Genomic DNA, 24,723 nt, shown 5'->3' on the forward strand with positions numbered 1-24,723 from the left:
CCACCTCTAGTTGTTACCGAATTTCTTTTATTATTCCATCTTCGATGATGATTGTTTTGGACAGAGCAGCTTCATCCCAATTGTCACCAACTTGAATATCAATCATACCTTGAACTTCTTTCTCTTTCAATTCACTGCCGATTGGCAGGATGGCCAGCTGCTCCAGCTGAAAATCCAAAAGCTTGATCTTTTCAAGCTTTTCTTCCATTTCCTTTTGAAAATGCTGGCTAAGTTTTTGAGAAGGATATTTCTTCGCGCGTTCAATTTTTTTCCATTCAAATTGAAGTTGTTCATGTTCCCGCTTCAATTGGAACTTTTGATCTTCATACCGTTTTTGCAGGGCTTCTTTCGTACTTACGGTCAGCACTTGCTTCACGGTGATCGTATGTAAAATATTCAACTATCGTCCCTCCTTATTTCACCCCCAGAGATGTCTTGGTGAAAAGGGCTTATTCTTAGGGAGTCTCGTTTTGGATATGAAAAAAGGGACTGACTTGATAAGGCTGTATGAACCTTTTTGGGTCAGTCCCCTGCTCTCCAAAGTATAGTTGAAAGCTAGTGTCAGCTGTTATTCAACTATCTCCAGGAAGATTTTCTTCTGTTGTGAAGATCCTGCTGCAGCGTATACCACAGTTCGAATCGATTTAGCTACTCTCCCCTGCTTCCCGATTACCTTTCCCATGTCCTCAGGATGCACGGACAACTTATAGGTTATTCCGTTTGATCCTTCTTCCATTTCGATACGGACATCTTCCGGACGGTCGACCAAGGGTTGCACAATCGTTAGAATAAGATCTTTCATCGATTTGATCGATTACTTGCTGTTCTTAGCATTGTGGAATTTTTCCATAATGCCTTGTTTTGAGAATAAGTTACGAACTGTGTCAGATGGTTTAGCACCATTTGAAAGCCATTTAAGAGCAAGCTCTTCATCGATTTTCACTTCAGCTGGCTTAGCAACCGGGTTGTAAGTTCCAACTGTTTCGATTTGACGTCCATCACGTGGTGAACGAGAATCTGCTACTACGATACGATAGAAAGGAGATTTTTTTGCTCCCATACGTTTTAATCTGATTTTTACTGCCATTATTAAAGCACCTCCGAATAGTTTCACACAAGTTAGTATGATATCAAATGTGTATTTTGTTTGTAAAGTGTTTTTTCTTAACAGTTCGATTTTTTTTGCGAAAATCAAACCGGATTACCTACATAAAAGGGAATTTCATTCCTTTTTTCTTACCTTTGCCCTGCATGCCGCTCATTTGTTTCATCATTTTTTTCATGTCTTCAAACTGCTTCAAAAGACGGTTTACTTCCTGTATGGATGTGCCGCTTCCTTTGGCAATCCGTTTGCGGCGGCTTGCATTGATTGTTTCAGGATGAATCTTTTCATTCTTAGTCATCGATTGAATGATCGCTTCAACATGACTGATCTGCTTTTCATCGACCTGCAGCTTGTCCAGGCCTTTCATCTTGTTCGCTCCCGGCATCATTTTCAATAATTCATCGAGAGGCCCCATTTGTCTTACCTGTCCCAGCTGGTCAAGGAAATCATCAAATGTGAAAGACATGGTGCGCATCTTTTGTTCCAGTTCTTTGGCTTTTTCTTCATCGACATTCGCTTGTGCCTTTTCGATAAGGGAAAGGACATCACCCATGCCGAGGATCCTCGAAGCCATCCGTTCCGGGTGGAAAGGTTCAAGTGCATCCATCTTCTCACCCATACCGACGAACTTGATCGGTTTTTGCGTGACTGAACGGATCGATAAAGCCGCCCCGCCCCGTGTGTCACCATCTAGCTTGGTCAATACGACCCCGCTTATGCCAAGTGCATCGTCGAAGCTTTGTGCAACATTGACAGCATCCTGACCTGTCATCGCATCGACAACGAGGAAAATCTCATCCGGGTTTGAAAGTTCCTTGATCTCTTTCAATTCTCCCATCAGGTCTTCGTCAATATGCAGCCGGCCTGCGGTATCAATGAGTACATAATCATGATGCTCTTCTTTTGCTTTCTCGATTGCCTGCTTCGCAATTTCAACCGGACTCACTTGATCTCCCAGCGAGAAGACAGGAAGGCTTAACTGCTTTCCAACTGTCTCCAGCTGTTTGATGGCAGCCGGCCTGTATATGTCTGCCGCTACGAGCAGCGGTTTTCGATTATGTTTCTTCCGGAGCAGGTTCGCAAGTTTTCCTGTGGTGGTCGTTTTACCGGCACCCTGGAGACCTACCATCATGATGACGGTAGGAGGCCTCTTGGCTACGGCAATCTGACTCTGTTCACCGCCCATTAATTCAGTAAGCTCTTCCTGAACCACCTTGATGACCTGCTGCCCGGGCGTAAGGCTTTTCATGACTTCCTGGCCGACAGCCCGTTCGCTTACTTTCTTAACGAATTGCTTAACCACTTTAAAATTAACGTCCGCTTCGAGAAGCGCAAGACGAACTTCACGCATCATTTCTTTTACGTCCGCTTCAGAAATCTTTCCTTTTCCGCGGATTTTTTGAATTGTACCTTGCAGTCGGTCGGCTAAACCTTCAAATGCCATTCATGCCGCCTCCTAATCCAATATTTCAAGATCATCAATGAGTTTCATACAGACAGAAGAATCGATTGATGGGTCTTCTATGCTTTTTCTTAATTGAGCAAGAATCTCGTTGCGTTCTTGAAATTTCTTAAATAATAAAAGCTTTTCTTCATATTCCTCAAGCATTGCCTCTGTACGTTTGATGTTGTCATAGACAGCTTGTCTTGAAACCTCGTATTCTTCAGCAATCTCACCCAGTGAGAAATCGTCCAGGTAATAGAGGGACATGTAGCTTCTTTGCTTTGGGGTTAACAAAGATTGATAAAAGTCGTAGAGATAGTTCATTCTCGTTGTTTTCTCTAACACAATATCCCTCCTTGTTAAGTGAAAAACCTTTACATATGAAGAATACAGATTCTACGCGTTTTTGTCAAGGTTTCGTACTATATTTTTGAATTGTTTTATATAAATTAGTCATCTAAAGACCGCTATCGATTTCCGTGCAAGACGTTGCTTTCCGCGGGCAGCCAGTGAGCCTCCTCATCAAGCCTGCGGGGTCTCACCTGTCCAGCTCCGGCGGCTAGAGACTCGAGACATAAGCCTTGCCATCCAAAAAGGCAAAACCCCGCCTTTCCGGATGCCCTGTCTTATGCTTGTCGTCTCTGAACGAGCCGCCTCCGCTTTTCTAGCTGTCCAGCTGCAGGGCTTAGAGGCACATGACATAAGTCAAACCGACCAAGAAGGCAAAGGACGCCTTCGTGGCCGATTCGTCTTATGCCACACGCCTCTGAGCGAAGCCCTTCCGCTTTTCTAGCTGTCCAGTTGCAGGGCTTAGAGGCACATGACATAAGTCAAACCGACCAAGAAGGCAAAGGACGCCTTCGTGGCCGATTCGTCTTATGCCACACGCCTCTGAGCGAAGCCCTTCCGCTTTTCTTATAAGTTACTCTTCCCGCAGGAGTCTGCGTCTTGCACTCCAATCAACCGCTGGAAGGGTTCGAAAATGTTTGATTTCTGCTAGTTCATATAAAATGTAGAAATTAAAAAAGCAGCCATATTAACTGCTGCTTTTCTATCGAACTTATTCTTCTTCGTTATCCACGAGATTTGAAAATAGTCCGTAGACGTATTTTTCTGCGTCGAATGGCTGGAGGTCATCCATTTTTTCTCCGAGACCGACGTATTTAACAGGTACATTCAGTTCATTGCGGATGGCAAGGACGATTCCGCCTTTGGCTGTTCCATCAAGCTTTGTCAGGACGATCCCGGAGACGTCTGTGGCCTCCTTGAATGTCTTTGCCTGGATCATGGCATTCTGTCCGGTCGTTGCATCGAGGACGAGCAGGACTTCATGAGGAGCGCCCGGGACTTCCCTTTCAATGACACGTTTCACTTTTTCAAGTTCTTTCATCAAGTTAACCTTGTTTTGCAGGCGACCGGCCGTATCACAGATCAGTACATCCGCTTTTTTGGCCTTGGCCGATTGAACAGCATCGAACATGACCGCTGCGGGGTCGCTTCCGGCAGCCTGCTTAATGACAGGAACCCCGACCCTTTCTCCCCAGACTTCCAGCTGTTCGATCGCACCTGCACGGAAGGTATCCCCGGCAGCCAGTACAACATTCTTTCCTTCTTCCTTGAGCATATGTGCCATTTTTCCGATCGTTGTGGTTTTACCCACACCATTCACTCCGACAAATAAAATGACAGTCAGCTCATTTTCCTGGATATTAAGTGTACTGTCATCATCATTATCACCCTGATAGATTTCGACCAGCTTCTCCGAAATCACCGGTTGAATCTCTTCAGTATCCTGGATGTTGCGCCGCTTCACTTCCATTTTCAATTCATCGACAAGTTCCATCACAGTGTCAAATCCGACATCCGCACCAATCAAAATTTCTTCAAGCTCTTCAAAGAAATCTTCATCCACTTTCCGGTAACGAGCAACGAGATCATTCACTTTGGAAGTGAAGTTATTACGGGTTTTACTTAAGCCGTCTTTGAATTTTTCAGTTGCATTATCACTTGATTGCGTAAATTTATCCTTTAATTTTTTGAAAAAGCTCATCTTTAACACCCCGCCTATTAAGTTTCTAGTAATTCATGTGTCTCCTGCAGCCTTACCGATACAAGCTTGGATACACCGGATTCCTGCATTGTAACCCCATATAACACATGTGCCTCTTCCATTGTTCCCTTTCGGTGGGTAATGACGATAAATTGAGTGTCGTCACTGAATTTCTTCAGATAATGGCTGAACCGCTGGACATTCGCTTCATCAAGCGCTGCTTCGACTTCATCCAGAATACAAAATGGCACAGGCCGGATTTTGAGAATCGAGAACAATAGGGCAATCGCTGTCAGTGCTCTTTCCCCGCCGGACATAAGACCGAGGTTTTGAAGTTTCTTGCCCGGAGGCTGGGCGACTATATCAACACCCGTATGAAGAAGGTCCGATGGATCCGTGAGTTTCAGCTCGGCCCGGCCGCCTCCGAAGAGTTCTCTGAAGACACCCTCAAACTCTACCTGGATCGCAGAGAAAGTTTGATCGAAACGCCTGATCATTTCTGTATCCATTTCATTTATGACCTGATACAGTGTGTCTTTCGCTTCGGTCAAATCTTCCTTCTGCTCCAATAGGAAATCATACCGCTCTTTTACCCTTTCATATTCGTCTATTGCACCGATGTTCACCGTACCAAGCTCTTCAAGAGCCAATTTGACAAGCTTTACTTTCTTGCGTGCTTCTTCCACACCGGTCGTAAGCGGATAATCTTTCTTCGCAGCCTCGAATGAGAGCATATACTCATCTCTTAAATGATCCAGGCGGTTTTCAAGCTCTACATCAAGACGGTTGATTTTAACTTCTTCATCTTTAAGCGCAGTCACAAGTCCTTTGTGCTGACGCTTCAGTTCTTTCAATTCGAGCTCTTCCGTTTCGACAACTTGCTGCAGATTCAGCCGTTCTTCACGGCGTATCGAAATAAGCCCTGACGTCTCAGCTTTTTGAACTGCACATTTTTCCGCCGCTTTGACAAGCTGTTTTTCCCCTGAAAAGTTATCCTTCATTTCTGTCTGAAGCCATTGAAGATCATCTTTTAATGCTTTGACCCTTTTTTCTGTATCAGCTGCATTCTCTGTTACGCGCTCCAGTTGACTCCTGATATTGACAAGCTGTTCATTCCGGGCTGCCAACGCTGCTTTCAGATCGCTTATCTCAGACGACAGGGCATCTTTGGACGTACGCTCTGAATTTTTCTGAAGCGTCAGATCCTCAATTTTTTCATCCAATTCTTTTATTTCTTTTTGAAGTTCATTGAGGAAATCCCTTAATTCCTTTGTTCTAGAGTCATGCTTTTCTTTGACAGATGTATAATCTTTTTGCTCGAGATCGTAAAGAGACAGTCTCTCATCCATATTTTCCTTGGACAGTTCATTTTCCCTCAATTGAGATAAAATTTCCTGCTCCTTTAAACGCTGACGCTCGCCTGCCACTCTCATTTCTTCTAACTTCTTTTCTCTGAAGGCACTCTCTTCTTTCAGAGATCTCACTTGAGATTGGAGCTCCTCCGTCTGGGATTCCATTACTGAAAGTCTTTCTTTCATTTCTTCAAGTTCTCCCTTTCTCGATAGAAGGGAATTCTTCTTTTGCTTAACGGCGCCCCCGCTCATCGAGCCTCCCGGATTGACTACATCTCCTTCGAGTGTTACAAGCCTGTAGCGATATTGAACCAGTTTGGCAATTTCACTTGCACCCTTAAGATCCTTCGTGACCAGTACATTACCAAGCAAATTGGACATAATGGTCCCGTACCTCGGATCATAACGGATAAGTCCCGACCCGACCCCGACAAACGAAGGATGCCCTTTTAACATAGCAAGCTGACTTTCAGGGACTGACTTTCCCTTGATGACATTCATAGGCAGGAATGTTGCACGGCCGTATTGGTTTTTCTTCAAGTAACCGATGGCTCTCCTGCCGTCTTCTTCAGTGGCCGTTACGATATGCTGCATGGATGCGGACAGTGCGGTTTCCATAGCAGTTTCGTATTGCTTCGGCACCTGGATCAATTCTGCCACGGCCCCTTCAATACCTGTCAGGGCTCCATGACGTGCTTTCAAAACTTCTTTTACTCCCTGGAAAAAACCGGAGTAATCATCTTCCATCTCTTCAAGCATTTCTTTCCGTGATTTTGCCTGCTGCAAATATTGGTATGCCTGATAGAGTGTTTTCTCCTGTTTTTCGTACTTCGCTTTTACGGATTCCAGTTTCTTTTTCTCTTCTCTGAATAAATGGATATGCTCTTCTATCTTTTCTTTTTGAATCTGCAATTCCTTCGACAACTTTTTATGAGTTTCCTGCAGCTCGTCTCTCTGCTGAACATACTTTTCATTTTCTGCCTCTAACCGCCCGCTTCTGCTTGACTGCTGCTCAAGCTGCTGCTGCAGATATTGAATTTCATTTTTTGCAGAGGCTTGCTTATTCAGCTTTTCAATATAATCACTTTTAAAGGATTCTATGATTTCTTCGATGTTTTCACTGTAGTGTTTGAGCTGGCTTTGCTTCAAAGTCAGCTGTTGTTTCAAAGTACTGACTTCACTTTCAACCTCTTTATAGCTCTCCGCCAATTCTTTTCTTTCAAGTATCAGGCGCTCCAGTTGTTCTTCCTTCTCGACAATCGATTGTTTTAATTGAGTTTCATTTGATGACGAATTTTTCTTTCGCTCGATCAGGACCTGTTTTCTGCCTTCCAGCTTTTCTAGTTCTTCACTTGAAGATAGCAGTATCTCCTGAAGGGCAGTGATCGATTCATCCAGTGCTGCAATTTTATCGCGTGTGAGGGAAAGGCTTGCTTCCTTCTTCTGTACTTGGGAAGAAAGTGCAGCCTCATCGTTTCCATGCCTTTCGAAGTCCACACTCAATCTTTCCCATTGTTTATGTAAATCCTCGATATCATGAACGGTAAGGGCAACTTCGAATTTCTCAAGTTCCTCTTTTTTTTCCAGATAATCCTTAGCCATCGATGCCTGGATTTTCAGGGGTTCCACCTGTCCTTCCAACTCATGTAGGATGTCATTTACACGATTCAGGTTTTCCTGGGTTTCAAACAGCTTCGATTCAGCTTTCTTCTTTCTTGATTTATATTTCAACACACCGGCAGCTTCTTCAAAAATGGTTCTTCTTTCTTCCGGTTTACTGTTTAAAATTTCTTCCACTTTCCCCTGACTGATGATGGAAAAGGCTTCTTTTCCAAGACCGGAATCCATAAACAACTCGATGATATCCTTGAGTCTGCAAGGCTGCTTGTTCAAGAGATATTCGCTGTCACCTGAACGGAAAACCCGTCTTGTGACGCTTACTTCACTGTAATCGATTGGAAGTGCCCCGTCCTCATTGTCAAGTACGAGTGTGACTTCCGCTATATTAAGCGCTTTTCTTGAATCACTCCCGGCAAAGATGACATCTTCCATTTTTGAACCGCGAAGGCTTTTGGCAGACTGTTCTCCCAAAACCCAGCGGATCGCGTCGATGATATTACTCTTCCCGCTTCCGTTCGGTCCGACCACCGCCGTTACACCAGGCACGAATTCTACCGATATTCTTTCTGCAAAAGACTTAAACCCCATTACTTCCAGTTGTTTGAGGAACATCTTCTTTCCCCCTATTTAACGTCTAACTTTTGTTTTAGCTTTTCAAGCGCTTTTTGCGCAGCCTGCTGCTCCGCTTCTTTTTTTGATCGCCCTTTTCCTATCCCAAGTTCCTGGTCATTGAGACAGACCCGGGATATGAATTGACGATTATGAGCGGGACCGCTTTCTTCAAGGATCCCATATTCAATCATGCCTGCATTCCCTCTTTGTACGAATTCCTGCAATTGGCTTTTATAATCCATCACATGAGAAAAAGCACCGATATTTATTTTAGGATAGACAACTTTTTCAAGAACGCCGACCACTGCCTCAAGACCCTGATCAAGGTATACAGCCCCGATGAATGCCTCAAAGACATCAGCCAAGAGAGCCGGTCTTTCCCTTCCGCCGGTCATTTCTTCACCCTTGCCTAAGAGGATCAAATCCCCAAAGTTCATCTCTGTTGAAAATTTCACCAATGAGGGTTCGCAAACAATGGCGGCTCTCAGTTTGGTTAATTCACCTTCCGACATCATCGGGTATTTTTTGAAAAGGAATTGGGATACGGTCAATTCCAGCACCGCATCGCCAAGGAATTCTAGGCGTTCGTTGTCTTCATAAGGTTTTCTGCGATGCTCATTCACATAGGATGAATGAGTAAATGCTTGTTTCAGAAGTTTATCATCCTGAAATCTGATTCCGATTTCTTCCTGGAATTTTTTGAATTTCAACTCGTTTTTTTGTTTATTCATTCCTTTGTTTCTACTATGCTTTCGCATAAAGCACTCCACCTTGCTCTATAGGTTCTCAAATATACACTTATCAAGTTTATGATAAATAAAACAAATAATCAAAAGTTAATTTAATTCTGATCCATGAATTCCATGCTTATACGCCGCTGTTGATTTCCGTGCTTTCCGTGCAAGACTTCGCTTTCCGCGGGTGACTGGTGAGACTCCTGGCATTCCACGGCAGATTCTGTCCAGTTCCGGCGTCTAGCCCCTCGAGGTCATAAGCTAAATTGACCTAAAAGGCAAAGAACGCCTTCGTGGTCGATTCGTCTTGTGCCACCCGCCTCACTTCAAAGCCATACCGCTTTTCTGATAGGAGTCTTCGTCTTGCACTCCAATCAACAGCTGGAACCGCTTCACTATTTCAATTAATCTCATAGATGGAAATTAATAGATCTAAATAAAATGACAAAAAACTTGGCAGAGGAATTCTGCCAAGTTTGAAATGGTTGAGGTGCAGACTATTTGGCTGCATTCAACAAAACGATTATGCGTTTGCTTTTATGTAGTTCACAGCGTCACCCACTGTGCCAATTTTCTCAGCATCATCGTCAGAAATTTCCATGTCGAATTCATCTTCAAGTTCCATTACAAGCTCAACTACATCAAGGGAGTCAGCTCCTAAGTCTTCTTTGAAAGAAGCTTCAAGAGTTACTTGAGATTCATCTACACCAAGACGATCAACAATAATTTTTGTTACTCGATCTAATACTTCTGCCATTTTTGTCACCTCCCCTCAAGGTATTATAGAGTATTTCCACCCGAAATGAAAAGCATATCCGCGGAATTTTATTATTTTCCTGATTCCACTTCGGTACGAGTCGGGTTACATCACCATTCCGCCGTCGACATGAAGGGTCTGTCCGGTCATGTAAGAAGATGCATCCGAGGCTATGAAGCTTACCACTCCGGCTATATCCTTGGGATCACCCATGCGGCTCAATGGAATTTGTTTCAACATTTCACTGCGTACATCTTCAGGCAGCTCATCTGTCATGTCAGTTGAAATAAAACCGGGTGCAACTGCATTTACCGTGATCCCACGCGGCGCCAGTTCCTTGGCAGCGGTTTTCGTCAAACCGATGACACCTGACTTGGCAGCCACATAGTTCGCCTGCCCGGCATTACCGCTCACCCCTACAATGGATGAAATGTTAATGATGCGGCCGCTTCTTTGTTTCATCATCTGGCGGGTTGCCGCCTTGGTACAAAGGAACACACCTTTAAGATTAATATTGATGACATCATCCCATTCACTTTCTTTCATGCGCATCAATAAGTTATCTTTCGTGATTCCTGCATTATTCACAAGGATGTCCAGCGACCCGAACTGGCTGATGGTTTCTTTCACCATGGATTGAACAGACTCACCGTCAGCTACATTGCACTGAACGGCGAAAGCTTCTCCGCCCATAGTTTTTATTTCATCGACCACTTCATTTGCCTTAGCTTCACTTCCTGAATAGTTGACTGCAACCTTGGCACCTTCACGGGCAAGCTCAAGGGCGATCTCTCTTCCGATCCCTCTGGATGCACCTGTAACAAGTGCCGCTTTTCCTTCCAACTTCATTTACGCTTCCTCCTTTAACTTTGCAATCGTTTCAGTCAAGGAAGCCTCATCTTGGACCGCGTAAGTTTTAACCCTGCGATTCACTTTTTTGATGAGACCTGATAATACTTTACCCGAACCAATTTCTATAAAAGTGTCTACACCAAGCTCCAATAACTTTTCTACCGTATCTTCCCAGAGTACCGGGGAGTACAGCTGTTCAATCAGCAAACGCTTGATTTCCTCTGCATCTGACACAGGAGATGCAGTAACGTTTGCGATAACCGGTACCTCTGCATGGCCGATTTCAATCGAATCTAGGATTGAAACGAATTTCTCAGCTGCAGGCTTCATTAATTCTGAGTGAAAAGGTCCGCTCACTTGAAGAGGGATGACCCTTTTGGCGCCTTCATCTTTTGCACGTGAAGAAGCATCTTCGACCCCTTGAACAGTTCCTGAAATTACAATCTGTCCCGGGCAATTGAGATTAGCGAGTCCCACCGGATTGCCTTCTTCGGTGACCGAATGCGTGATTTCTCTCAGTGATTCCCTGTCCATACCAAGCACTGCAGCCATCGTACCTTGACCGCTTGGAACGGCTTCTTCCATGAATTCCCCTCTTTTTCTCACTGAATAAACAGCGTCTTCGAACGAAAGGGCACCAGCTGCAACCAGCGCAGAATATTCACCAAGACTGTGGCCTGCTGTATAATCGGCTTCGATCCCTTCTGATTTCAGCCTGTCCAGAATCGCAATACTCGTGGTCAGTAAAGCAGGCTGCGCATTCGTCGTTTGAGTCAATTCTTCCTGTGGACCTTCAAAAATGATAGAAGAAAGGTCAACATCCAGCTTTTCGTCAGCTCTTTTGAAATACTCTCCAACTTCTTGATACTTTTCGGCCAGTTCCTTCCCCATCCCGACTGTCTGAGAGCCCTGACCCGGGAAAACAAATGCAATTTTACTCATGTGCATCTCCTCCTTTAACAGCTTCCTTGATCGTATTTGAAACGTTGTTCTTTACCATATCCCTTGCCTGTCTCATCGCATTAAACAAAGCAACTTCATTTGAAGAACCATGGGCTTTGATGACAGGGGCTTTCAAACCGAATAAACCGGCCCCTCCATACTCTGTATAATCGAGCATGCCTTTCAGTTCCTTCAAATCATTTTTCACAAGGCCGGCCGCGATTTTATTCTTCATGGAAGAAGTAAGCGTCTTTTTAAGCAGGGAAAAGATTGAGAGGGCGGTGCCTTCGATTGTCTTCAACACCATATTCCCCGTGAATCCGTCTGTGACCACCACATCCGCAACACCTTCCAAGAGATCTCTTGATTCAACATTTCCGATGAAGTTCACAGGGGCATCCTTCATCATGCTGAACGCTTTCTTCGTCAGCTCGTTCCCCTTCTTATCTTCAGTACCGATATTTAATAAGCCGACGCGGGGCTGCTTAATCCCTCTTACTTTTTCAGTATAAATACTCCCCATAATGGAGTACTGAACCAAGTGTTCCGGCTTTGCGTCCACATTTGCTCCTAAATCAAGCATCAGGAAGCCTTTTCCGTCCAGGGTCGGCAGGGTCGGGGCAAGGGCAGGCCGTTCAATCCCATCGATCCTTCCCACAATGAATAAGCCTGCTGTCATCAGTGCTCCTGTATTCCCTGCGGAAATGCATGCATCAGCCTCACCGTTTTTCACGGCCTCTGCCATCAAGACCATCGATGAATTCTTCTTTCTTTTTACTGCTCGCACCGGTTCATCCGTACCTTCGATCACTTCATCTGTATGGACGATCGTCAATCGCTTATGTGAAGGCAGCCACTCTTTGATCTTATTTTCATCACCGTAAAGGAGAACTTCAATATCCTGAAATTCTTCCAGCGCCTTCTTTACACCGAGGACGATTTCCTTAGGAGCATGATCTCCGCCCATTGCATCAACGGCTAACTTCATCTATGCTTCATCCTTTTCTGATTTTTTGGAGCGGTACATCTCGAAGTCACCCCTGAATACGAGTTCTCCTCCGACATAACTTTGTACCTCTACCATTGTTCGATCTTTTTCATCTTTGATATGTAAGACCTTTGCTTTCGCCACCACTCTTTCGCCTTCTTTAACAGGGCGGGTAAACCGGATAGTGGACTTGGCCGTCAAAGCAAGTTCATCATTTATGACTGCAACTGCAAGGGAATTTGCCTGTGCGAACAGGTGATGCCCCCTTGCAATTCTATTCCGTACAAAGACATGTTCAGCCTTCACATCAAAAATAGATATTGCACTTTCATCAAGTTCTATGTCAATAATCTCCCCTATGACCTCTTCAATAGGCAGGGATTTCACTTCATCTTCAAAAGATTTTTCCGCAACGTTCTTGATGCGTTCCCGAAGTTCGGGTATCGAGAGCTCCATTCTGTCAAGACGGATGGTCTGCACACTGACACCGAAACTTTCCGCCAATTCTTCATCAGTAATAAACGGATTCTCTTTAATCGTTTCTAATAGGTTCGCTTGCCTTTCTTTTTTCGAAAGTCTCATCATTCAACACCGTCCACTATTAGTACTAGGTACTAATAGTAGTATATAATCTAAAAAAACAGATTGCAAGAATTAATCTCACAATCTGCCTTATCAGTCCAGCTTTTCACCTTTCATTACACCTGATTCAGACAGGAACAAACGAAGCTGTCCCCATTGCGGATCTTCCCAGAAATCCTTGGAGTTGATCAATGCTGAAGCATCGTCCCTAGCAACCTCCAACGCACGATAATCATGCACCATATCAGCTACCTTGAATTCAGGCAGACCGCTTTGTTTCTTACCGAAGAAATCCCCCGGCCCCCGCAGTTCCAAGTCCTTTTCGCTCAGGACAAAGCCGTCGTTAGTCTCTGTCATGATCTTCATCCGTTCTTTCCCGACCTCCGTCTTCGGTTCAGCCAATAAAATGCAATAGGATTGGTTTTCACCGCGTCCCACCCGGCCGCGCAGCTGATGAAGCTGTGACAGGCCGAATCTCTCAGCATCATAGATTAGCATGAACGTGGCATTCGGAACGTTTACCCCGACCTCAACAACTGTAGTGGAAACCAGTACTTGAATGTCGTTTGAACTGAATCGTCTCATAACTTCCTCTTTTTCATCCGGATGGAGCCTGCCGTGCATGAGCCCGACTTTATAACGTCCCTCAAAATAAACAAGGAGCTGATTATAGACATCGATCGCATTTTGGACGTCCAGTTTATCTGATTCCTCTATCAACGGACAGATGACATACGCCTGCCTCCCCTGATCAAGCTCTTTATCCATGAAACCAAGGACACGGGGAAGAGTATCTGCCTTTGTCCAATAGGTTTCAATTTCTTTCCTTCCCGCCGGCATTTCATCGATGATGCTGACATCCATCTCACCGAAAACTGTTATGGCAAGGGTTCTCGGGATAGGGGTGGCTGTCATGAATAAGACATCCGGGCTTTCTCCTTTTTCTCTCAGCACTCTCCTCTGATTGACACCGAAGCGGTGCTGTTCATCGGTGACTACCAAACCCAATGATTTAAACTCGACATCTTCTTGAATCAGGGCATGGGTACCGATGAGGATATCGATTTCTCCCTCTTTCAATTTTTCCAGAAGAAGTCTTCTTCTTTTTCCCTTGACGGAACTGGTCAACAGCGCGACCGATAATCCTGCAGGTGTCAAAAGTTCACTCATTGAATCTGCATGCTGTTCCGCCAGTATCTCGGTGGGAACCATGAGAGCCCCTTGATAACCCGCTGTCACGGAGGAAAACAAGGCAATAGCAGCCACAACAGTCTTACCAGATCCGACATCCCCTTGAAGGAGCCTGTTCATCCGGAAAGGTGACTTCATATCAGCCGAAATTTCATTCACGACTCTTTTTTGTGCACCAGTTAAGGGAAAAGGGAGTGAATCCGTGAATACTTTGATCTTCTCTACATCGTAATGCTGTGCGGTCCCGTTGGAATGTTCCCTCTCGAATTTTCTCAGTGCCTGCATTTTAAGCTGAAACAGCAAAAATTCCTCGTAAACAAATCTTCTCCTCGCCTGTTTCATGTCAGCGGGAGAAGCAGGGAAATGCATTTGGTAAAGGGCATCCGACCTGCTCATCAACTTATATTTCTCGAGGAGGACGCCAGGCAGATTCTCGGTAATGATCTCATGATAGTCATCGAATGCCTTCTTTATGAATTTTCTAAGGGTCTGATTTTTAATATTCCCTTTCAACGAATAGACAGGTTCGAAATCCCCGTCTTTGTTGTGGGGCCCCCCCGTGAAATGCTGTACGGTTATGACCTGTCTGTTTTTATCCCATTTCCCCGTAACAGTGACTGTATCATGCAGATTTATTTTCTTCTTCAGATACGGCTGATTGAAGAATACTGCTTGAATTAAATATCTCCCCACCAGCAGCCTTACTGTCAGCCTGGATTTCTTCCTTCCAAAATACATGAGAGAAGGTTCGGAATGAACTTTCCCCTCGACCGTGACTCTCTCGTCATGTGCAACTTCCTCTAAATCTCTCAGTCTGTAATCCTCAAACCGATACGGCAGGTATTCCAACAAATCCAGAACCGTGTATATCCCCATCTGGTTCATCTGCAAAGCAGTTTCCTCACCAATCCCCTTGACGTTCTGGATTGTCAGTCCTTCATTAGGAATCTTCACGTTTATTCAGAGATACTCCGAAAATTTTCGCTTCAAGTTCCCTGCCGGTAGGTGTTGCGGCTAATCCCCCTTGTGCCGTTTCCCTCAATGCGACAGGCATTGTTTGACCGATTTTATACATAGCATCAATCACTTCATCACAAGGGATGCGGCTGGTTATGCCTGCAAGTGCCATATCCGCTGCAACCATTGCGTTGGCGGCCCCCATGGCGTTCCGTTTTACACAAGGGACTTCCACTAATCCTGCTACCGGATCACAAACCAGCCCAAGCATATTCTTTAATGTAATGGCCATCGCTTCTGCAGATTGACTTGGAGTACCGCCTGCCATTTCAACAATCGCCGCGGCAGCCATTCCGCTTGCCGACCCCACTTCAGCCTGACAGCCTCCAGCAGCACCTGATATTGATGCATTATTTGCAACAACGAATCCAAATGCCCCGGAAGTAAATAGAAATCTCACCATTTCATCCTTGGATGGATTTAGTTTATTTTTCACTGCAAACAACGTGCCCGGAACAACCCCGGCTGAGCCCGCAGTGGGAGTCGCGCAAATTGTCCCCATCGCTGCATTCACTTCATTTGTGGCAACTGCTTTACTGACAGCATCCAAAATCGTGTCTCCAGATAACGACTTCCCTTTTTCAATATATTTCTGAAGGAGGACAGCATCTCCGCCTGTAAGTCCTGAATGTGATTTCACACCCTCCAGTCCGCGTGCCACTGCCTGCTCCATGACCTCCAGGTTCTTTTCCATTTGCGCGTAGATCTCATCAAATGATTTACCCGTGAATTCTTTCTCTTGTTCAATCATGATATCCGATATTTTTTTATTTTGACTTTCTGCCAGTTCGATTAACTCGGCAACATTTCTAAACATATAGAAACCCCCTTACAAAGCTGTTGTAAACGTTCTCATAAAAATAGTGATTTAATCTGAGATCCTTGTTACCTGAGTGATATTGGAGAGTGATGTAATCTCTTCGATTACAGCTTCATCTATCGGTTGATCCACTTCGATGGTCATCAGTGCCATTTTCCCTTTCTCTTTTCTGGAAACATCCATATGGCCGATGTTCAATTGATGTTTAGCAAGAATATTGGACACGGACGCAATCGCCCCGAAACGATCATCATGAACGACCAGGATGGCTGGATGATGACCGGACAGCTTTAGTTCAAAACCATTCAATTCAATGATTTCCACCTTCCCGCCTCCTATGGAGATGCCGACAAGTTCCATTTCATCCTGATCATCGCCCATTTGGATACGTGCTGTATTCGGATGATCCGTTACGGCATCCTCTTCTTGAAATTTGACTCTGATCCCTTTTTTCCTTGCCTGATCGATTGAATGGATAATGCGTTCATCGAATGTATCGTAATCCAGGATTCCCCCGATGATTGCTACGTCAGTTCCATGACCTTTGTACGTTTTCGCAAAAGAACCGTAAAATGAAATCTTGACCCACTTTGGTTCCCGGCGGAAGAGGTTGCGTGCAATCCTTCCGATCCGTGCAGCCCCTGCAGTGTGGGAGCTTGATGGCCCAATCATAACAGGACCGATAATATCGAATACACTTTTGTACTTCATCGTAGATTTCCCCCCGTCTAAACAAGCAAACTACTTCTATTTTAACATAATATAAGGGGACAGGCGCATGTTTGGCACTGTCCCCTTTATCCATTTATTCAACTGAAAAAATATAGGAGTAAAGTGGCTGTTTTCCGTTATGAATTTCCACTTCCACATCTTCATAATGTTCTTCTACATATTCCTGTATTGAATTTACATCCTCTTCAGACACATCTTCACCGTAGAGAATCGTAAGAATTTCAGAATCTTCATCAAGCATCTCATCTAATAGACTTTTTGCCGTCTGTTGACGATCCTTCTCGGCGATCACGATTTTGCCTTCAGCGATCCCCATGAAGTCATCCTTGGAGATTGCCATGCCGTCAATATTCGTATCTCTTACCGCATAAGTGATCTGACCTGTCTTAACATGCTGTGAAGCTTCACTCATCGCTTTTTTATTATCTTCTACAGAAGCGGATGGGTTGAAAGCGAGCAAGGCAGCCATTCCTTGCGGGACAGTCTTCGTCGGTACGACAGCAACTTCTGATCCCAACACTTCCGCCGCCTGTTCCGCTGCCATGATAATATTCTTATTATTAGGCATGATGATGACTTTCTTGGCATTCACTTCTTCCACGGCCTTTACGATATCTTCCGTGCTCGGATTCATCGTCTGTCCGCCTTCGATTACCGCAGTGGCACCGATACTCTTGAAAAGCTCAGAAATCCCTTCACCCATTGCAACTGTCACAATGGCAAAGTCCACTTCCTTTTTAACAGGCGGGGCCTCAGGCTTTGCCGTGTGGGAGCCGCCAACGATGCTGCTGTGCTGCTGTCTCATATTTTCAATCTTTATATTGATGAGACTGCCGTATTTATGTCCATAGCTTAATACATTCCCGGGCTGTTCTGAGTGGATATGCACTTTTGCCAGCTCATCGTCGCTGATCACAAGCAGTGAATCACCGAAATCGCTTAGGTCATTACGGAAATCTTCTTCATTGAATGCCTTCTTATCTTCCTCGAATTTCACCATGAACTCTGTACAATAACCGAATTCAATATCCTCGGTACTCATGAAATCCTGGGCAGCCTTATGGTGTTCTGCACTCACAAGATCGTTCATGGACGGCAATGAGACCTGATCAGATACTTTTTCACCCTTCAATTCAGCCAGGAACCCCTCATAGACGAACAATAACCCTTGTCCTCCGCTGTCGACAACCCCTACTTCCTTCAATACAGGAAGTAGGTCGGGAGTACGATCTAGGGAAGCCTTCGCTTCATTGACAATATCCTGCATCACCTTCACAAAGTCGCTTTCTTTTTGTGCTGAATCCACACCTTTTTTGGCTGCATCTTTTGCAACAGTCAAAATGGTTCCTTCGACCGGTTTCATGACAGCCTTGTAGGCCGTTTCCACACCTGACTGCAGAGCATCCGCGAATTCCTTGCTTGTCAAAGAGCTTTTACCTTCAATGGCCTTGCCAAATCCTCTAAATAACTGGGAAAGGATAACACCTGAGTTACCCCTTGCCCCCATCAATAACCCTTTAGAAAGTGCAGAAGCAACGTTTCCAATATGTTCTTGGGTGTTTTGTTTAACTTCTTTTGCACCTGAAGTCATTGATAAATTCATGTTTGTTCCAGTATCACCATCAGGAACAGGAAATACGTTCAGCGCATCAACCAGCTGCGCATTGGCAGAAAGCTTTGCAGCCCCCTGGATGACCATTTCGGCAAAACGCTTTCCTTCCAAAGATGTAATCGACACAAATCTTCCTCCTCACTACGGGTTCGTCACTCGAACCCCCTGCACAAAAATATTTACTGAATCTACCGCCAAGCCGACGGTCTTATCAAGGGTATATTTAACCTTGGATTGTACGTTATGAGCAATCTCAGAAATTTTTGTACCATAGCTCACAATAATATACATATCAATATGTACTTCCTCTTGATCTTGACGAACAATCACTCCGCGAGTGAAATTTTCTTTACGTAGGATATCTGTAAAACCGTCTTTTATTTGATTCTTTGAAGCCATTCCAACAATTCCGTAGCAATCCACCGCTGCACCTCCAGCAATCATTGCAATGACATCATTCGTAATATCAATTTGTCCGTACTGCGTTTTCAATTCGATGGACATGGAATGTTCTCCCCCTTTAAATACATGCTTGGCTAAAAACATTTTACTATAACTATGCACTTTTTGAAAGCTAAAGTATACTCCAGGCACTATTTCTGAACTCAGTATCTCTCATTTTTTCCATTTTTCGGCGCTTTACTCTTATAAATAGAAAAAAGACGCCCTTCTAGAAAGACGTCTCCTCATTTGTTTAAGTATTATACACGCTCAACTTTACCTGATTTCAACGCTCTTGCAGAAACCCAAACCTTTTTAGGCTTACCGTCTACAAGAATACGAACTTTTTGCAGGTTAGCACCCCAAGTACGCTTGTTCGCATTCATAGCGTGAGAGCGAGCGTTACCAGCGCTAGCTTTACGGCCTGTTACTACGCATTTCTTTGCCATAATCTATTCCCTCCTCACTAACAAGAAGCTGAAGTTACATTTCAGTTCTACATTTCACTTTTATCATAAAGATACTTTAATAATTTATCACACAAGCTCCCATAATGCAACAGTTCAATTAAAAGCTTTCAAGAAAAAATACTTTACAGCTAGAAAAGCGGAAGAGCTTTGCTGAGAGGCGGGTGGCATAAGACGAACCGGACGGGAAGGCGTCCTTTGCCTTCATGGCCGGTTTGGCTTATGACATGTGCCTCTAAGCTCTGGAGCTGGACAGCTAGAAAAGCGGAGGCGGCTCGCTCAGAGACGACAAGCATAAGACGAGCTTGCTCTAAAAGCGCTTTTTGCCTTTTGGGCAAGATTGGCTTATGTCTCGAGTCTCTAGCCGCCGGAGCTGGACAGCTAGAAAAGAGGAAGGGCTTCGTACAGAGGCGGGTGGCATAACGGGGGTTCTTTCGGAAGGAATAAGCAGGGGTGTGGCGCCTACCAGCTATGAACCCCCCTCCAGCTTAAAGTTTTTTCGACAAGTGGATCGTATTTTGGTGAAAGTGGATCGTATGTTCGAAATCTGGCCTGTAAATCTGAAAAGTGGCATGTATTTTTCAAAAGTGGCTCGTAAATCTTGAAAACCGGAACATAAACACCTGCATGGGTATAACACCAACTGCCAATTAATCTTAAAAACCCCTGTATACACTTGGAATCGGCTTACTTTTTTCATTTTTTATAAAAAAACCATTGATTTCATCCAAAAAACCTCTTTTCAAAAACAAAACAATCACTCAACACAGAATTGCACTGTAAATCAAAAAAAGAAGACAGCCCCATGCTGCCTTCAATCCCATCATTATTCCTTTTTGAATGTCCCTAACATCGCTCGAACAAGCCCGCCCAAGAACTTTGGTAATTTGATTGTATAAAATCGCATCTTAGTCCCTCCCCGCAATCTAAAGAACATAATGTTTCGCTTGACATCGTTTCAGTCTATTCAAGCCGTTGCATGTAAGTACGTCTTCTTTTTGAATTGGGTCAAGAAGCGCTGTCGCTGCTTCTTACCACCATTAATATGCCATTTGTAAAAGAAAAAGTACCAGATGATTGTATAAGTTCATTACTAATACATAGTGTTGATCCGCGGAAAATATTCCGGTTTTTTAGAGGGTATTTGAAGCCGGTGAGGGTCAGATTTTCTACGGATCCAGTCATAGGGACAAACGAAATATATTGATGTGAAGGGAGTTCAGCGACTTCATGTTTTCCTGCCTTGGCGACCCATAGATGGTTTTGTACATCGATCAGTTCGCTCTTTATTCCTGACTCCAAAAGGGTCGGCTGCATCAATAATTGGACATTCCCCATGAAATGATCGAGACGCCCTCCTGTGGCGCCGAAAATTTTGATGGAGCCCGGCATTTGGCTGAGCACCCAGTTCAAGGCAAGCTCTAAATCGGTTTCATCTTTTTCCGGTTTGTAGGTGTTTACTTTTTCTACTCGATCAGTGATCAATGACCATTCATCTGCACTCACTGAATCAAAATCACCAAACGCACCCTCTGCTTCCAGGCCGTTTTCCAAAAGGGTGAATACTCCCCGGTCCACCCCTACCCATTTCACATTTTCATTATGGTATTTTTTCAAATCGGGCAAATATCTTTCCGGCCCCCCGGCTACGATACAAAAATCCATTTCCGTTCACCTCTCCTATATAAAATAGACTGATCCAAATATTACTGGATCAGTCCGTTACATTAGTTGGACAGCGATTTTCTTAATTCTTGGATCGCAGCCCTTCTGTCACTTTTATTATAAATGGCTGAACCGGCAACAAATACATCAGCTCCGGCTTCCGCACAGACTGCTGCTGTTTCCGTGTTGATACCGCCGTCCACTTCGATCTCAAGATTCGGATTGACTTCATCTGCCCAGCTGCGGATCTGCTTTATTTTTGGTACGACAGATGGGATGAATGACTGGCCGCCAAAGCCGGGGTTAACCGTCATTAAAAGGACCATATCGATATCTTGCAGGATCGGTTGCACCCATTCTGCAGGGGTGGCCGGGTTTAAGACGACTCCGGCTTTTACACCTTTGCTTTTGATCAGCTGGATGGTTCTATGAAGGTGGGCGGCCGCCTCGACGTGTACGGTGATATAGTCCGCGCCGGCATCGGCAAACGCCTCGATATATTGATCCGGATCCTCGATCATCAGATGTACATCCAGCGGCAGGTCAGTTAGCGGGCGTACCGCTTTGACAACCATTGGCCCCATTGTGATGTTGGGAACGAAATGACCGTCCATCACATCGATATGGATGTAATCGGCTCCCCCATTTTCGACGTCCTTGATTTCTTTCCCCAGTTCTGCAAAATTTGCAGAAAGTATTGATGGTGCTATCTTCATTTCTTAATACCTCGGCTTTCTGTCTTTTATTTCCTGATGGAATGTCAGGTAGTGATCATACCGGTAGCCTGGTATGTCCCCTGTTTCTACTGCTTTTTTTACTGCGCATTTCGGCTCGTTGATGTGAAGACATCCCCTAAATTTACATTGCTCGGATGCTTCCACCATTTCCGGAAAACAGAGCGGCAGGTCTTCTACTTCGAGGTCCGTGAACTCCAAGGAACTGAAGCCTGGTGTGTCAGCCACCAAGCCATCTCCAATATGGATCAGTTCCACATGGCGGGTCGTATGCTTCCCCCTCCCCAAATGGGATGAGATCATCGCTGTTTTCAATTCGAGCTCAGGTCTTATCACATTCAATAAGCTTGATTTGCCTACTCCCGACTGCCCTGCAAATACAGAGGTCTTATCTTTCATATAAGGAGCAAGTTCTTCAATTCCCTGTTCAGTCTTCGATGAGGTGACCACCACTTCATATCCGAAAGAACGGTATTGCTCTGCATACTTTTCTATATCTTGAATTTCATTTGATTTAAGCAAGTCCATTTTCGTGATGCAGATAAGCGGGTCGATTTCCTTGCTTTCAACCAAAACAAGGAAACGGTCCAGTAAACCTGTGCTGAAATCCGGTTCCCGGGCGGAAAAAACCAAAATGGCCTGATCCACGTTCGCGATCGGAGGGCGCACCAGCTCATTTTTACGTTCAAACACCTTTAAAATATAGCCCTCGGTTTCATTCTCTGCCTGGAATTCCACATAATCCCCTACAAGCGGGGTCACTTTATTTTTCCGAAACACCCCTCTGCCGCGGCATTGAGTAATTTCCCCGTCCGAAAGAACATAGTAAAACCCGCTTAATGCTTTGATAATTTTCCCTTCTGCCATTCGGGACCTCCTTTTAAATCTTTAAACTTCATGTATGTATACCTTCATTTTATATCATAATTCCATCATAAAGGAAAATAAGAGGACTGTCCCCTAAGGTCAACATTAACCCGGGGTACAGTCCCGCCTTCTTATTATTCGTCTTTAGGATACTCAACGGTTCCAGATTTATACTCTTTATCGTCTACAAGTATCTTATATTTCCCCTGCTTACCATCTTCCAGTAAGAAGTTCAGTGTGAATGTGGTTTCTTCCGTAATACCTGTTTTTTCCTCACTGTCTTCATACGTACTGTCCTTGTCTTCGATGAAAATTTCAACAAACTGCGGTTTTGTTCCGTCTCCCTCATAAGGGACAGTGATTTCAAGTGGTACTTCTTTATCTTTATTCGGCTCTGGTCCCTTGGACATCACTACAAAGACTTCGTCTCCTGGAAATGTAGGAGTACCAGGCTTTGTACTTTGAGAAATAACATGTCCTTCAGCTATCTCATCTGAGTACTGTTCTTCAGACGTTACAATAGAAATACCTCTGGAATCTGCATAATCATCCAGTACTTTTTGACTCATGTCTCTCAAATCAAGCAATTCAAATGAAGAAGGCCCTGTACTTACTGTAAGCGTAATCGTCGTTTCACTTGCAACAACTTCATCTCCAGGGGAAGGATCCTGATCTAAGATTGTACCCTCCTCTTCCTCATTTGATGGTTCTTCTTCTTTCTTTACAGTAAAGCCCTGTTCTTCAAGATCAGATACAACCTCGTCATAGCTTTTTCCTTTTAAATCCTGTACCTCAACCTTTTCTTTGCCAGTGCTTACGTAAATATCTATTGAAGAACCCTCATTTGCCATACGGCCTTCCTTAGGGTTTGTTCTGATCACTAACCCTTCTTCAACCTCTTCACTGGATACCTTTTTAGTATCCCCGACCACGAATCCTGCTGATACAATTATTGAAACAGCCTCGGTTGGTTCTTTCCCTTCAACTTTCGGAACCTCTATCTCCTTAGGTCCCAGCAGTTTTGGAACAAATGTCACCGCAGCAACACCCAGCAAAATAAGCAAAAAGAACAAGCTGATAATCAGCACCGGCCACTTTCTCTTCTTTTTCTCTTTAGGCTTTTTCTTCTTTTTCCCTTTAGCTTGTTTGTCGTCCTTGTCAGCTTTGACAGGTACTGCCGGCTTGGTATCGGGACTTGACTGTGTATGAATGATCGTATCGTCCAGATTCGAAGAACCTTGATCATCTGTTATGACCGGGATTGCCTTAGTGGCTTCATCATCCATCGGAACAGAAAATTTGGGTTCGTTCATTCTGTCAGGGTCAAGGGCCGTTAACAGATCTTCGTCCATCTCTTCCAGGCTTTCATATCTCCTGAAGGGATCCTTCGCTGTAGCTTTAAGGACTATATTTTCCACACTTTGCGGGATGTCTGGATTCCATCTTCTCAGGGAAGGGGTTTCCGACTGCAAGTGCTTCAATGCGATTGAAACGGCTGACTCCCCTGAAAATGGGAGACGGCCGGTCAATAGTTCGAACATGACGATCCCTAGCGAATAAATGTCCGACTTTTTCGTTGCCATCCCGCCTCGCGCCTGCTCAGGCGACAGATAATGCACAGAGCCGAGCACTGAATTTGTCTGGGTGATGGACGTGGCGCTCAGTGCCATCGCAATACCGAAATCAGTGATCTTTACCGTGCCTTCATCATCGATCAATATGTTATGAGGCTTGATATCCCGGTGGACGATATGGTTCTGATGGGCATGTGAAATAGCCAGGGTCAGCTGTTTCATAATATCCAGAGCCTTATCGATGCCGACAGGTGAATGCTGCTGTATGTACTGTTTCAAGGTCATGCCTTGTACATATTCCATTACTATATAATAAAGATCATCTTCTTCCCCGACATCATAGATGCTTACGATATTCGGGTGAACAAGGCTCGTTGCCGATTGTGCCTCGCGTTGAAACCGTTTGATAAATTCCTCTTCATTGGCAAAATCCATTCGAAGCATCTTGATGGCCACTTCACGATCAAGGATCATGTCATGCGCAAGATATACATTGGCCATCCCTCCGCCGCCGATCAGTTTAATGATCCTGTATCGGCCGCTGATGCGCTTTCCATTCATCATG

The 24,723-nt window shown here is 44.6% G+C and carries 24 protein-coding genes; all 24 read right to left on the bottom strand.

Annotated elements, in window-relative coordinates:
* Window positions 1–13: 13 nt before the first annotated feature.
* The gene (locus tag BHE18_RS07225) at window positions 14–400 is read right to left on the bottom strand and encodes a YlqD family protein (protein WP_071617907.1); all 387 of its coding nucleotides are present in this window, start codon (window positions 398–400) and stop codon (window positions 14–16) included.
* A gap of 168 nt (window positions 401–568) precedes the next feature.
* Window positions 569–802, bottom strand: a complete 234-nt coding sequence (locus tag BHE18_RS07230) for a KH domain-containing protein (RefSeq protein WP_032088858.1) — start codon at window positions 800–802, stop codon at window positions 569–571.
* A 12-nt stretch (window positions 803–814) separates the two neighbouring features.
* Window positions 815–1,087 carry a 30S ribosomal protein S16 gene (gene rpsP, locus BHE18_RS07235; protein ID WP_032088859.1) on the bottom strand — a complete coding sequence of 91 codons (273 nt, stop codon included), beginning with the start codon at window positions 1,085–1,087 and terminating at the stop codon, window positions 815–817.
* A 118-nt stretch (window positions 1,088–1,205) separates the two neighbouring features.
* A complete protein-coding gene (gene ffh, locus BHE18_RS07240) occupies window positions 1,206–2,549 on the bottom strand; it encodes a signal recognition particle protein (RefSeq protein WP_071617908.1) in 1,344 nt (447 codons plus the stop codon).
* A 12-nt stretch (window positions 2,550–2,561) separates the two neighbouring features.
* Window positions 2,562–2,894: a putative DNA-binding protein gene (locus BHE18_RS07245; protein ID WP_071617909.1), complete on the bottom strand. Its 333-nt coding sequence runs from the start codon at window positions 2,892–2,894 to the stop codon at window positions 2,562–2,564.
* Between the two features lie 715 nt (window positions 2,895–3,609).
* A complete protein-coding gene (ftsY, locus tag BHE18_RS07250; protein WP_071617910.1) occupies window positions 3,610–4,599 on the bottom strand; it encodes a signal recognition particle-docking protein FtsY in 990 nt (329 codons plus the stop codon).
* Between the two features lie 17 nt (window positions 4,600–4,616).
* Window positions 4,617–8,183 carry a chromosome segregation protein SMC gene (gene smc, locus BHE18_RS07255; protein WP_071617911.1) on the bottom strand — a complete coding sequence of 1,189 codons (3,567 nt, stop codon included), beginning with the start codon at window positions 8,181–8,183 and terminating at the stop codon, window positions 4,617–4,619.
* An 11-nt stretch (window positions 8,184–8,194) separates the two neighbouring features.
* Window positions 8,195–8,941, bottom strand: a complete 747-nt coding sequence (rnc, locus tag BHE18_RS07260; protein WP_071617912.1) for a ribonuclease III — start codon at window positions 8,939–8,941, stop codon at window positions 8,195–8,197.
* 499 nt (window positions 8,942–9,440) lie between these two features.
* Window positions 9,441–9,674, bottom strand: a complete 234-nt coding sequence (gene acpP, locus BHE18_RS07265; protein WP_032088865.1) for an acyl carrier protein — start codon at window positions 9,672–9,674, stop codon at window positions 9,441–9,443.
* A gap of 105 nt (window positions 9,675–9,779) precedes the next feature.
* A complete protein-coding gene (gene fabG / locus BHE18_RS07270) occupies window positions 9,780–10,523 on the bottom strand; it encodes a 3-oxoacyl-[acyl-carrier-protein] reductase (protein ID WP_071617913.1) in 744 nt (247 codons plus the stop codon).
* Window positions 10,524–11,468: an ACP S-malonyltransferase gene (gene fabD / locus BHE18_RS07275; RefSeq protein ID WP_071617914.1), complete on the bottom strand. Its 945-nt coding sequence runs from the start codon at window positions 11,466–11,468 to the stop codon at window positions 10,524–10,526.
* Complete coding sequence (gene plsX / locus BHE18_RS07280; RefSeq protein ID WP_071617915.1) at window positions 11,461–12,456, bottom strand: phosphate acyltransferase PlsX; 996 nt, start codon at window positions 12,454–12,456, stop codon at window positions 11,461–11,463. The genes fabD and plsX overlap by 8 nt, the downstream gene beginning before the upstream one ends.
* On the bottom strand, window positions 12,457–13,038 hold the full coding sequence (gene fapR, locus BHE18_RS07285; RefSeq protein ID WP_071618273.1) for a transcription factor FapR: 582 nt from the start codon (window positions 13,036–13,038) through the stop codon (window positions 12,457–12,459).
* A gap of 93 nt (window positions 13,039–13,131) precedes the next feature.
* A complete protein-coding gene (recG, locus tag BHE18_RS07290) occupies window positions 13,132–15,189 on the bottom strand; it encodes an ATP-dependent DNA helicase RecG (protein ID WP_071617916.1) in 2,058 nt (685 codons plus the stop codon).
* A complete protein-coding gene (sdaAA, locus tag BHE18_RS07295) occupies window positions 15,170–16,063 on the bottom strand; it encodes an L-serine ammonia-lyase, iron-sulfur-dependent, subunit alpha (protein ID WP_071617917.1) in 894 nt (297 codons plus the stop codon). The genes recG and sdaAA overlap by 20 nt, the downstream gene beginning before the upstream one ends.
* Before the next feature lie 51 nt (window positions 16,064–16,114).
* Window positions 16,115–16,777 (bottom strand): L-serine ammonia-lyase, iron-sulfur-dependent subunit beta, encoded by a 663-nt coding sequence (gene sdaAB / locus BHE18_RS07300; protein ID WP_071617918.1) that lies wholly within the window; start codon window positions 16,775–16,777, stop codon window positions 16,115–16,117.
* 94 nt (window positions 16,778–16,871) lie between these two features.
* Window positions 16,872–18,536, bottom strand: a complete 1,665-nt coding sequence (locus tag BHE18_RS07305) for a DAK2 domain-containing protein (protein WP_071617919.1) — start codon at window positions 18,534–18,536, stop codon at window positions 16,872–16,874.
* Between the two features lie 15 nt (window positions 18,537–18,551).
* The gene (locus BHE18_RS07310; RefSeq protein ID WP_032088874.1) at window positions 18,552–18,914 is read right to left on the bottom strand and encodes an Asp23/Gls24 family envelope stress response protein; all 363 of its coding nucleotides are present in this window, start codon (window positions 18,912–18,914) and stop codon (window positions 18,552–18,554) included.
* 197 nt (window positions 18,915–19,111) lie between these two features.
* On the bottom strand, window positions 19,112–19,300 hold the full coding sequence (gene rpmB, locus BHE18_RS07315; protein WP_032088875.1) for a 50S ribosomal protein L28: 189 nt from the start codon (window positions 19,298–19,300) through the stop codon (window positions 19,112–19,114).
* 844 nt (window positions 19,301–20,144) lie between these two features.
* Window positions 20,145–20,225 carry a stage V sporulation protein SpoVM gene (gene spoVM / locus BHE18_RS07320; RefSeq protein ID WP_032088878.1) on the bottom strand — a complete coding sequence of 27 codons (81 nt, stop codon included), beginning with the start codon at window positions 20,223–20,225 and terminating at the stop codon, window positions 20,145–20,147.
* A 101-nt stretch (window positions 20,226–20,326) separates the two neighbouring features.
* Window positions 20,327–20,983: a thiamine diphosphokinase gene (locus tag BHE18_RS07325; RefSeq protein WP_071617920.1), complete on the bottom strand. Its 657-nt coding sequence runs from the start codon at window positions 20,981–20,983 to the stop codon at window positions 20,327–20,329.
* 62 nt (window positions 20,984–21,045) lie between these two features.
* Entirely contained in the window at window positions 21,046–21,699 is a 654-nt protein-coding gene (rpe, locus tag BHE18_RS07330) for a ribulose-phosphate 3-epimerase (RefSeq protein WP_071617921.1), read from the bottom strand.
* A gap of 3 nt (window positions 21,700–21,702) precedes the next feature.
* On the bottom strand, window positions 21,703–22,584 hold the full coding sequence (gene rsgA, locus BHE18_RS07335) for a ribosome small subunit-dependent GTPase A (RefSeq protein WP_071617922.1): 882 nt from the start codon (window positions 22,582–22,584) through the stop codon (window positions 21,703–21,705).
* A gap of 134 nt (window positions 22,585–22,718) precedes the next feature.
* Window positions 22,719–24,722, bottom strand: coding sequence for a Stk1 family PASTA domain-containing Ser/Thr kinase (gene pknB, locus BHE18_RS07340; RefSeq protein ID WP_071617923.1), 2,004 nt, complete (start codon window positions 24,720–24,722; stop codon window positions 22,719–22,721).
* Between the last annotated feature and the right edge of the window lies 1 nt (window position 24,723).

It is taken from the genome of Rossellomorea aquimaris (assembly GCF_001877785.1).
Classification (GTDB): domain Bacteria; phylum Bacillota; class Bacilli; order Bacillales; family Bacillaceae_B; genus Rossellomorea; species Rossellomorea aquimaris_A.

Bases quoted from the DNA above. Each gene is read 5' to 3' on its own strand.
- BHE18_RS07230 (WP_032088858.1), bottom strand. From the start codon at position 802: ATGAAAGATCTTATTCTAACGATTGTGCAACCCTTGGTCGACCGTCCG.
- rpsP (WP_032088859.1), bottom strand. From the start codon at position 1,087: ATGGCAGTAAAAATCAGATTAAAACGTATGGGAGCAAAAAAATCTCCT.
- ffh (WP_071617908.1), bottom strand. From the start codon at position 2,549: ATGGCATTTGAAGGTTTAGCCGACCGACTGCAAGGTACAATTCAAAAA.
- ftsY (WP_071617910.1), bottom strand. From the start codon at position 4,599: ATGAGCTTTTTCAAAAAATTAAAGGATAAATTTACGCAATCAAGTGAT.
- smc (WP_071617911.1), bottom strand. From the start codon at position 8,183: ATGTTCCTCAAACAACTGGAAGTAATGGGGTTTAAGTCTTTTGCAGAA.
- rnc (WP_071617912.1), bottom strand. From the start codon at position 8,941: ATGCGAAAGCATAGTAGAAACAAAGGAATGAATAAACAAAAAAACGAG.
- acpP (WP_032088865.1), bottom strand. From the start codon at position 9,674: ATGGCAGAAGTATTAGATCGAGTAACAAAAATTATTGTTGATCGTCTT.
- fabG (WP_071617913.1), bottom strand. From the start codon at position 10,523: ATGAAGTTGGAAGGAAAAGCGGCACTTGTTACAGGTGCATCCAGAGGG.
- fabD (WP_071617914.1), bottom strand. From the start codon at position 11,468: ATGAGTAAAATTGCATTTGTTTTCCCGGGTCAGGGCTCTCAGACAGTC.
- plsX (WP_071617915.1), bottom strand. From the start codon at position 12,456: ATGAAGTTAGCCGTTGATGCAATGGGCGGAGATCATGCTCCTAAGGAA.
- fapR (WP_071618273.1), bottom strand. From the start codon at position 13,038: ATGAGACTTTCGAAAAAAGAAAGGCAAGCGAACCTATTAGAAACGATT.
- sdaAA (WP_071617917.1), bottom strand. From the start codon at position 16,063: ATGTTTAGAAATGTTGCCGAGTTAATCGAACTGGCAGAAAGTCAAAAT.
- sdaAB (WP_071617918.1), bottom strand. From the start codon at position 16,777: ATGAAGTACAAAAGTGTATTCGATATTATCGGTCCTGTTATGATTGGG.
- BHE18_RS07310 (WP_032088874.1), bottom strand. From the start codon at position 18,914: ATGTCCATCGAATTGAAAACGCAGTACGGACAAATTGATATTACGAAT.
- rpmB (WP_032088875.1), bottom strand. From the start codon at position 19,300: ATGGCAAAGAAATGCGTAGTAACAGGCCGTAAAGCTAGCGCTGGTAAC.
- spoVM (WP_032088878.1), bottom strand. From the start codon at position 20,225: ATGCGATTTTATACAATCAAATTACCAAAGTTCTTGGGCGGGCTTGTT.
- BHE18_RS07325 (WP_071617920.1), bottom strand. From the start codon at position 20,983: ATGGATTTTTGTATCGTAGCCGGGGGGCCGGAAAGATATTTGCCCGAT.
- rpe (WP_071617921.1), bottom strand. From the start codon at position 21,699: ATGAAGATAGCACCATCAATACTTTCTGCAAATTTTGCAGAACTGGGG.
- rsgA (WP_071617922.1), bottom strand. From the start codon at position 22,584: ATGGCAGAAGGGAAAATTATCAAAGCATTAAGCGGGTTTTACTATGTT.
- pknB (WP_071617923.1), bottom strand. From the start codon at position 24,722: ATGATGAATGGAAAGCGCATCAGCGGCCGATACAGGATCATTAAACTG.